This window comes from Winogradskyella sp. 4-2091, from assembly GCF_045765065.1.
Classification (GTDB): Bacteria; Bacteroidota; Bacteroidia; order Flavobacteriales; family Flavobacteriaceae; genus Winogradskyella.
Window position 1 is genome coordinate 24,875 of the sequence record NZ_JBJKOD010000020.1, and the last position, 9,917, is coordinate 34,791.

Sequence of the window (9,917 nt, forward strand, 5' to 3'; positions counted from 1 at the left end):
CATTTTATGCCAACAAATTGTTAAGACCCTTAAATATAGCGGTTATAATTAAGACTATACAAACGAAAAAATGTTACAGTTTCTATCCTAAATTTTTAGACTTATCAGGTTTATTAAATTTTCTATAAACGATGTAACCAAGCGTAGCCACTAAAATATAAGGCACTGCCATTAAAAACATAATACCATCATTTATTCCCTCTGCCGCAGATTGATCCTCACCACTTTCTAAAACTGCTCTACACATGGCACATTGCGCATTTGTATTCACAAAAAAGAAAAGTAAAAATATGAGGTAGATGAATTTGTTTTTCATTTTAAGGGTTCTTTAAATCCGCCAAAATAATTCTAGCAAATTAGTAAACTATGCGTAATACGGCGAAATCATTAAATACACCACTACACCTGTTACAGCAACATAAAGCCATAACGGAAATGTAATTTTAGCAATTTTTCTATGACGTTCTATATTATTTGTAATCGCTCTTACATAGGTAATTAAAACAAATGGAATTACTATTACAGACAATGCTATATGTGTAATTAAAATAAAGTAATAGATGTACATAATAGCACCTTCTCCACCAAATTTTGTAGAATCACTCGTCATGTGATATGCTATGTATAATAACAAAAATAGTACTGAGAGTACAATTGCAAACTTCATTAACTTCTCGTGTAGCGTTCTATTTTTATTTTTAATTGCTACCACTGCGAAAATTAAAACAACGGCTGTTAATCCATTAATCACAGCATAGATTGGTGGTAAAAACATTAATGGCTTAACATCAAAACCTAACTCACGAAGATTAATACCAAATAAAGCAGCAACGGCTACAGGGATAATTACGGATAATGCAATGATCCATTTATTATATTTTTTTTCTTTTTCAATATCTACTACACTCATATTACTCGTTCAATAATTTTTGAATATCTTCTTTTAAAATTGTTATTTCTTGCGGAATTCCATCCTCATCTACACCAACAGCTTCTGGTACTAAACCATTGTAAAATATCATTGGATTACCAAAGTTATCTTGCCTAGATCTAATGTAACCTTCTTTATCAATAAGCGCAAAATTTCCGGAGTGTTCAAAGCCGCCTTCTACACTTTCGTCTTTTGCTGTGTATAAATTAAAACCTTTATTAGCTAGTTTGTAAATCTCAGATTCATCACCTGTCATTAAATGCCAATTAGGATTTGTGATTCCATATTTATCTGCATAAGCCTTTAACACCTCTGGTGTATCTATTTCTGGCGTAATAGTAAACGATGCTACACCAAAATTCTCTAAATCCTTAAACTGATTTTGAACCTCTACTAAGTTTCTATTCATTATTGGGCAAATGGTAGGACAGGTAGTAAAAAAGAATTCTACCACATAAACTTTACCTAAATAATCTTTATTGCTAATAGTTTTACCATTTTGATTTATAAAACTAAATGCAGGCACCTTTTTAGGTTCACCATTGATTTCTAAATATTTTAAGTCGCTTTTACTTTTCTTTGTAATGGTAGCATTAGAGACATCTTCGCTTCGGCTTTCATCTCTTGTTACATCGCCTTCACTAATTCTATCAATTATTTTAGGCACAAAAATAATTCCAAACAATAAAATAATAAACGCAATACCAACGTACGAATAATTTGATTTTTTACTCATAACTCTGTTTTATTTCTTTTTCTCTTCGTGTGTTTGAATCATCAAATTTACCTTGTCTTTTTTGTCTATATTCAGTAAACAAGATCCTTACATCATCATTCATCATATTCTTTATTTCTGCAACTTCTATTGTATTGTATTCATACACACTAAACTTTGGCTTATCATCTTCTACTTCCCTTTCTGATCTTCCATCAATTCGTCCTCTTTGATTAAGATCTTTATCTATTATATAGACATTATTACTGGATAAATCATTCTGTAGATTATCTTCTGTTATTAAAGAGTTATATAACAGTTTTATTTCACCTTCAGTAGCAAATGCGTAATGCCAGAATTTTAAATCTTCGTAAGTATTGATTTCTTTTTTAAGAAGCTCAACTTCATCTTCAGTGCCTTTTGGCACTACGATTATAATCTGAAAGTTTTTAAAGCCCTTAAATTTATCGTAGACTAACTCCTTAAGATTTAAGGCTGCTATAGTATTATTTAATGGTGTTTTTCCTAAAAAACCTAAAACAGTTATATTGTCTTTTAGTTGTAATGCTTCTGAAGTATCTGAGCCGAAGGTTTGAATATCAGATACGTTTTCATTTACAATATTTAATGGCTCGTAATTATGTTTTGCTGGATAGAGCATTAACAAAAAAGCTACAGGCAAAAAGAATAGAATACCGAGAACTATATATCGCTTTGTGTTATTTACTTCCATATGTAATGCAATAAAAACTCAGTTAATAAAAGGATTAATTTTCGAATTGCAAAAATAAAAAAGGTGGTTTAGAAAAACCACCCTTTATTTATATTTAACACTTGGGATTCTACTATAAATTCTAAGTAAAAACCTTTAAGTTATTAACTTATGTAGTTAAAAATCTTTCTTTATTAATGCGTCTTCTGCGTTGTAAACATTAAAAACGTATCCACCTTCTTGTAATAAGATGAAAATTAAGTAACAGATTAAGAAAACACCAGTCCAAACAACCATTTTTCTAAAGCTACCAGTCTCATCTCTCATGTGCATAAAATCCCATGTGATGTAATAGGCTTTTACAATTGTTAATACAATGAAGATTAAGTTTAAAGGTTTCATGTATACAATAGGAGACAATAATACATTACCAACTGTTGAGAAAAAACCATTCCCTTCAATAGGATCTATCCAAGTGCTCATTAAAAATTCTGGTTTATATATACCTAAAACAACTTCTACTGCTGTTACAATAGTTAGGAATATTAAAACACCCCAAATCTTTTGAGTATTAGATTTGAACTTTAAACGTCCTCTAAATATTTCTAATTTATGCTCGTGTGCCATAATTTAATCTTAATTTCTTAGTTTATACTAAATAAAAGAATGTGAATACAAATACCCATACTAAATCGACAAAGTGCCAGTATAATCCCACTTTCTCAACCATTTCATAACTACCTCTTCTTTCGTAAGTACCTAGAATAACATTAAAGAAAATAATGATATTAATAACTACTCCAGAAAGTACGTGAAATCCGTGAAATCCAGTAATAAAGAAAAAGAAGTCAGCAAAAAGCGTTGTTCCATATTCATTAACATGAAGGTTAGCTCCTTTAACAACTAGTTTTCCGTTTTCTTTTATTTGTTTTAACGATTCTTCTCTTGATAAGATGGTTTTATGACCATGTTCATCAAGAAGTTGATTTCTCACTAAAATATTTTCGTTTGCAGCTAAACCTGCATAAATTTCATTAACAGTGTAAGGAGGCAAAGTACCTTCGTCTACAAACCATAGACCGTTTTTGCGTTCATGCGCTTCACGCTCGCCTGGTTGTGCAATTGCAATATCATCTATAGAAACACGCTTAAACTTCTCTACGCCATCTACGGTTACATTTTCACCAAATTGTAAGATGTTTCCACCTTTAGTTTGTACAGCTCCATAATCACCTTGAATAAATGTTGCCCATTCCCACGCTTGCGAGCCAACAAATATGGCACCACCAATTATGGTTAAAAACATATATATAGTCACTTTAGACTTATTCATATGATGACCAGCATCAACAGCTAACACCATTGTCACTGAAGACATAATAAGAATAAAGGTCATAAATGCCACATATATCATTGGCAATTCTTGTCCATGTAAAAATGGCACGTGTGTAAAAACCTCGTCTGCAATTGGCCATTCATTAATGAACTTAAACCTCGAAAAACCATAAGCGGCTAAAAAGCCTGAAAATGTTAATGCATCAGATACAATGAAGAACCACATCATCATTTTTCCGTAACTTGCTTTTAGTGGCTGGTTGCCGCCTCCCCAAGTTTTTTCTTCTGTACCAGTAGCTACTGTAGAATCCATAGAATTTATTTAAATTTTAAGATTGGACAAAAATAATCAAATTATATATCTAAAAAAATATAAAAACAAAAAGAGCACAAGCCAAAGCACATCTACGAAATGCCAAAAATTTGCTGCTAGTTCAAAACCCAACATATTGTTGGCATTATACTTTTGTTTAAAATGATTATAAATTACAACAATAAGACATATTAGGCCAGCAATAACGTGCCCTATATGCAATACTGCTATTATATATATGTAAGACATTGTGATATTACTTGTTGGTCCGGCGAAGTGATAACCAGATGCAATGATCTCGCTAAAACCAGCAAATTGACTATAAACAAATGTAATACCCAATACTAATGTTACTAATAACCAAATGGTTACCATTTTCATTTTATTTTCACTCAACGCCTTCTTGGCTAAAATAAAAGTAAGGCTACTAAGTAAAATAAGAACTAAACTAATTAAAAAGGCATTTGGTAATTGATAATCTACTAACCAATCTTCATTTAATCGTTGTTTACTACTTACAATAAATGCACTTACTAAACCTGCAAAAGACATAATCAATGAGCCAATACCAAACCAAAGCATCATTTTTTTTGACCTAGCCGTTTTCTCTTTCTGTGTTCCTTGTGTTAAATCCATTTATCTCAAAAATTTATCTGCAACATATATGATTTGCAATAATGTGATATAAAAAACGCTTGATAACATTAATTGTTTGGCAGCCTCTACAGTTCTTAACTTAAATAATTTTAAAGCATAAACCAACATTACCATACCAAGTATAAAAACAATAACAGCACCTACTATAGACAATTTTAAATCACCAGTAAAACCAAACACTGGCAGTATAGACGCAATAACAGTCCATACACTATACATTATAATCTGTACTGCTGTACCTTTATCTGGTTCTCCTGTAGGCAGCATGTGAAAACCACCTTTTTTATAATCGTCGTGCAAAAACCAACCAATAGACCAAAAGTGCGGAAATTGCCAAAAAAATTGAATAGCAAACAACATACCTGGCTCAATACCAAAACTACCTCTTGCGGCAACCCAACCTAACATAAATGGAATTGCTCCTGGTAAAGCACCAACAAATACAGAAAGTGATGTTTTAGTTTTTAATGGCGTGTAAACACTTGTGTATAGAAATATTGAAATAGCACCATACATGGCGGTTTTGGGATTAATTATATAAAGCGTAATTAACCCTAAAATGGTAAAAGAAGTTGCAATTATAAAAGCTGTATTCACTGACATGCGACCAGCTGGTATAGGTCTATTTTTGGTTCTATCCATTAGCGCATCTAAATCGCGCTCAATAATTTGATTATATGCATTTGAAGCACCAACCATAAAATAGCCACCAACGGCTAATAAAAGAAGTGTGGTAATACTAATGGTTTCAGCGCCAAGAAAATAACCAGCAAGTGAAGAAAACACCACACTTAAGGATAAACCCATCTTTGTGATTTCCTTAAAATCTGTGACAACAGAAGCTGTTGATACTGATGTTTTTGTGGTACTCAATTTTAATTATTTATATTCTTTTTATAAGCGAGTGCAAAGATAGTTTGAAAAATACTTGTAAACAATGTAAAATCTTATTTTTAAAATTAGACAATATTGCACATACTATTTATTACAATAACCATATTTGTATAGGTTATACTGCAATTTAACATGGTCTTCATAAAAAGTAACAACAATAAAATTTACCCAATAATGACCTTTGTGTTTTGCTTACAACATTCTACATAGAAGCGGATTAAACAAAAATTGAAGTGATAAAACATCTTTTGCATACAACAATATTTAATCTATATTTACCGGATAACAACAACAATAAACTTTTCATAACCCGATTATTTTACGGGATATCGACAATAAAAGTTTTTATATAAGGAGTTGCCACACATTTGAAAAAAACGACAAACATAGAATTTAATGACATTGAAAAACTGAAAAAATTGGGTTTTTCTGGATTTAAAAGTGTATCGGAATTAATAGCTGACCCAAATATTTTACCGAAGGAAATGGGAGTTTATTTGGTTCTAAACTCGACAAATAAAAAAATTGAATTTTTGACAAAAGGAGTTGGCGGTTTTTTTAAAGGAAAAGACCCAAATATTTCGCTTGCAGAATTGAAAAATAATTGGGTTGAAAAATCGAAAACCATTTATATTGGGAAAGCTGGTGGACTAAATGGAAAGGCTACATTACAAAGTAGGATAAAGCAATATTTGAGATTTGGGCAAGGATTTAATGTTGGACATTATGGTGGTCGATTAATTTGGCAACTGAAAAACCACTATGAATTAAAATTTTGTTGGTTAATTTTAACTGATATAGAACCAAGAGAATTAGAAAAGAAATTATTAGCGGAATTTATTAGACAATATGGAAAAAGACCGTTTGCTAACTTAACTGATTAAGCAATAACATCCAATATATTTTACTAACTCTTAATGTTTTACCGTTCATTATTTGTTAATAACTCTTAATTATTATTTTGAAATTTACGAGTAATTAATCTTAACTTTACAGAGCATTTCAGTTCTTCTGAAAAGCAAAAAGTATAACTAGCGACGACCTATATTCAATATGAACCAATTTATAGAAATTGGTGGTAAGTTGCTTTGCATTTTTGCTACCAAGTACGTCGATGTTATTTCATCATCACAATTAAAAAAGTACATTAAAATTTGTTTTAAATACATTAAGAAACTCATCATTTTCTTATTATATGTTATTTTAACTATTTTAGTTTTAAATTTTTTACTTACAATTCTCATTATCTATTTAATTTTATAGATTTACTTAATAGAAATTTCCCTTAATTATATTTTTAAATATAAATGAGGGAGAATTTTATTTATTCTTATACTTCTAAAAAGGGAAGAGGTAAAAGTTCGAATTAAAAAACGTGTGGCAACACCGTGTATAATTAATTGCTTTGATCGTTGTTTATTTGGAAAATTCCTTCGGAATTTTCTCGCGTTCGTTTTTGTTTACTAAATTAGTTGCTGAAACACGCAACTAACCATACACAAAACCGTTGGCAACAATTAAAACACAATGACTAAATCAATTTCAAAATTAGCTTGGGCATTTCTAATACTAGGAATTATTACATTAGTATTTTTTCTTAGTAAAAGTTCTATAGATGGTTTTGGCGTATTCACAAGTAACAAAACCGATTACACCACAACAGGACAATTTGGCGATTTTGTTGGTGGAGTTATTGGAACATTTTTCGCTTTAGCAGGAACGTTACTTATTTATTTATCATTTAAAGCTCAAACAAAAGAAAATAAAAGGAATGCATTTGAATCTTCATTCTTCGAAATGATGAGGATATATAGAGAAAACATAAATGAACTGAGATATAGGAAATATAAACTAGATGACTATTTAGTCTATGAAAATAGACAAGTGATTCGAGAAATATTTAATGAGTTTATTGAATGTTATAGAGAAGTAAGAAAGTTTTCGAACTCTACCAAAACTGAGGATTATCTCACACCAAAATATATTGAGAAATTAAAAAAAATTAAGAAAGACATAAATCCAAAAATCAATCTAATTGAGCTAGCAAGAATCGACATCGCTTATTCTATTGTATTTTATGGTATAGGTGTTGAAGGGGAATCCATTATTAGAAAAAATATCCAAAAAAAATATAATTCTGTTTATTACTATAAACTATTGTATTGGATGAAAATGAAACCAAAAAAATCTAATACAGAACGTTATGATAATTGGAAAAAGGCAAGAGATTTAAACCTAAAGGATTTACATAAATTGGTTGATGAATTGTATGCTAATAGAAACCATCCAGAAAAAATAGAACAACTATCAGACTTAGCTAAAGAATTTAAAATGAATCTTGATTATGAAAAATACTATGGAGGACATCAATTCAGGTTAGGACATTTCTTCAGACACCTGTTTCAGAGCTATAAGTATTTAAACAATCATAAAGACTTGACTGAAAAAGAAAAATATGCATACGGTAAAATGTATCGTGCTCAACTTTCAACATATGAGCAAGCATTACTATTTATTAATAGTATTTCGACAATTGGTATGAAATGGGAGTTCACACCAGAAAAGCAGTCTGACCCAAGCATTAAAACGAATTTAATCACGACCTATAACTTAATAAAGAATTTACCAGGAGAACACTTGTTTGGGATTAGATATAAGACATATTATAAAGATGTTGAATACGAATCCCTTGAACAATTAAAATAACTTTGAATTAAACTTTAATAAAAAAAATGGAATTTGACCTTTCGAGACTTAATGACAGAGAATTTGAAGCTTTAGGAGCATCAATTATTGGAAAAGTTTTAAGTAAAAGGGTTGAGACATTCAAAGCAGGAAGAGATGGAGGCGTTGATGGTAGGTTTTGGATTGGAAAAAAGAAAGAAGGAATTATCCAATGTAAACATTACGTTGAGACACCATATAAAAATCTAATTTCGAAATTAAAATCTGAGGAAGTAGCAAAGGTTAAAAAACTTAATCCAGAAAAATATATTTTTATTACTTCAAAGAAGTTATCAAGATTAAACAAGCAGGAAATACGAGAAATCTTCCACCCTTTTATTAAAAGGGATGATGACATTTTTGGGAAAGAAGATTTAGATGACTTCTTGACAAGAAAAGAAAATCAAGATGTAGTTGAGCAAAATATTAAATTATGGATAACAAGCGCTTCTGTATTAGATTTGATTCATAATAATGCAATTAAAGGGAGAAGTGAATCTACAATTCGTGACATTGAGGAAAACTCATACAAGTATGCTATTACAGAAAATCACAAAAAAGGATTAAGAATTTTAGACGAAAATAATGTTATAATATTAACTGGAGAACCAGGAATTGGTAAAACAACTTTAGCTGACAACTTAGCTCTTTTTTATACTGCAAAAGGATATGAATTTTGCGATATTGAAGAAAATATTAGCGAAGCAGAAAATTTATTTAGAGAAAGAGAAAAAAAGAAAATTTTATTTTACTGTGACGATTTTTTAGGTAGTAATTTGTATGATGCTATTAACAACAAGAGAGATTCACATATTGTCAAATTTATAAATAGAGTTTGTAAAGATAAGTCTAAAAAATTCATCTTAACTTCTAGAACTAATATTCTAAATAAGGCTTATAGTTTGAGTCATCGGTTTCAAAATGGGAATATTCGAAATAATGAATTTTTACTCAGAGTTGAAAATTTAACAAAAGTCGATAAAGCATTAATTTTATACAATCATATATATCATTCAAACTTAAATAAAGAATATCTTGATATGATATATGAAGATAAAAGATACAAAGACATAATAAAACATAGGAACTTCAATCCTCGAATAATTGAATTCGTAACAGACACTATAAGAGTTGGAAGTACACTACCCAAAGACTATTGGTCATATATTAAGAACAAACTAGAACATCCAGAAGATATTTGGGCAGATTATTTTCAGAACCAAACGGATGATTGTATTAGAGCATTAGTGTTTTTAACTGTATTCAATAACGGAAAAATATCAGAAGAAAAACTTAGACGTTCTTATAATACATTTCTTAAGATTCATACAGTTAACTTAGGAGACTCATCTGATAAAAGTTTTGAAGCTATAAGAAAACTAGCTACAAAATCTTTACTCAATAGAAATCAAATAGAAGAAAATAAATATGAATATGTTCTTTTTAACCCATCAATTACAGACTTTATTTATAGTTCTTATTCTAATGCAAGTGAGTTAATTTCAAACATCCTTAAATCCTTAGAAACAGAAACATCTTTAAGAAATTTAAATACTATTTCTGTTTTCAATAAAATTAATAAGCAATGCTTAAAAGAAATTCAAGAAAATTTATTTGACTACTTTTTTGAACGTAA

General features: G+C 29.8%; 11 protein-coding genes. 3 read left to right on the forward strand and 8 right to left on the reverse strand.

Annotation, left to right across the window (positions count from 1 at the left end; translation table 11 throughout):
- Nucleotides 1-82: 82 nt before the first annotated feature.
- The 8 genes from ACJBCC_RS16440 to cyoE form a co-directional block, all read right to left on the reverse strand.
- On the reverse strand, nt 83-316 hold the full coding sequence (locus tag ACJBCC_RS16440) for a hypothetical protein (RefSeq protein ID WP_407557817.1): 234 nt from the start codon (nt 314-316) through the stop codon (nt 83-85).
- A 48-nt stretch (nt 317-364) separates the two neighbouring features.
- Nucleotides 365-910, reverse strand: coding sequence for a DUF420 domain-containing protein (locus tag ACJBCC_RS16445; RefSeq protein ID WP_407557818.1), 546 nt, complete (start codon nt 908-910; stop codon nt 365-367).
- 1 nt (nt 911) lies between these two features.
- Nucleotides 912-1,667, reverse strand: a complete 756-nt coding sequence (locus ACJBCC_RS16450) for an SCO family protein (protein WP_407557819.1) — start codon at nt 1,665-1,667, stop codon at nt 912-914.
- A complete protein-coding gene (locus ACJBCC_RS16455) occupies nt 1,660-2,379 on the reverse strand; it encodes a hypothetical protein (protein ID WP_407557820.1) in 720 nt (239 codons plus the stop codon). Before ACJBCC_RS16455 ends, ACJBCC_RS16450 begins: the two co-directional genes overlap by 8 nt.
- 156 nt (nt 2,380-2,535) lie before the next feature.
- A complete protein-coding gene (locus ACJBCC_RS16460) occupies nt 2,536-2,985 on the reverse strand; it encodes a cytochrome C oxidase subunit IV family protein (protein WP_299098708.1) in 450 nt (149 codons plus the stop codon).
- A gap of 22 nt (nt 2,986-3,007) precedes the next feature.
- Entirely contained in the window at nt 3,008-4,006 is a 999-nt protein-coding gene (locus ACJBCC_RS16465; protein ID WP_299098706.1) for a cytochrome c oxidase subunit 3, read from the reverse strand.
- 36 nt (nt 4,007-4,042) lie between these two features.
- Nucleotides 4,043-4,642, reverse strand: coding sequence for a cytochrome c oxidase subunit 3 (locus tag ACJBCC_RS16470; protein ID WP_299098704.1), 600 nt, complete (start codon nt 4,640-4,642; stop codon nt 4,043-4,045).
- The gene (gene cyoE / locus ACJBCC_RS16475) at nt 4,643-5,536 is read right to left on the reverse strand and encodes a heme o synthase (RefSeq protein ID WP_299098702.1); all 894 of its coding nucleotides are present in this window, start codon (nt 5,534-5,536) and stop codon (nt 4,643-4,645) included.
- Nucleotides 5,537-5,925: 389 nt separating this feature from the next.
- Between cyoE and ACJBCC_RS16480 the strand changes: the two genes are divergently transcribed.
- From ACJBCC_RS16480 to ACJBCC_RS16490, 3 genes are all read left to right on the forward strand, one after another.
- Nucleotides 5,926-6,441: a hypothetical protein gene (locus tag ACJBCC_RS16480; protein WP_407557821.1), complete on the forward strand. Its 516-nt coding sequence runs from the start codon at nt 5,926-5,928 to the stop codon at nt 6,439-6,441.
- A gap of 643 nt (nt 6,442-7,084) precedes the next feature.
- Nucleotides 7,085-8,263: a putative phage abortive infection protein gene (locus tag ACJBCC_RS16485; RefSeq protein ID WP_407557822.1), complete on the forward strand. Its 1,179-nt coding sequence runs from the start codon at nt 7,085-7,087 to the stop codon at nt 8,261-8,263.
- Between the two features lie 26 nt (nt 8,264-8,289).
- Nucleotides 8,290-9,917: restriction endonuclease (locus ACJBCC_RS16490; protein WP_407557823.1), on the forward strand; the 1,628-nt coding region annotated here is incomplete at its 3' end.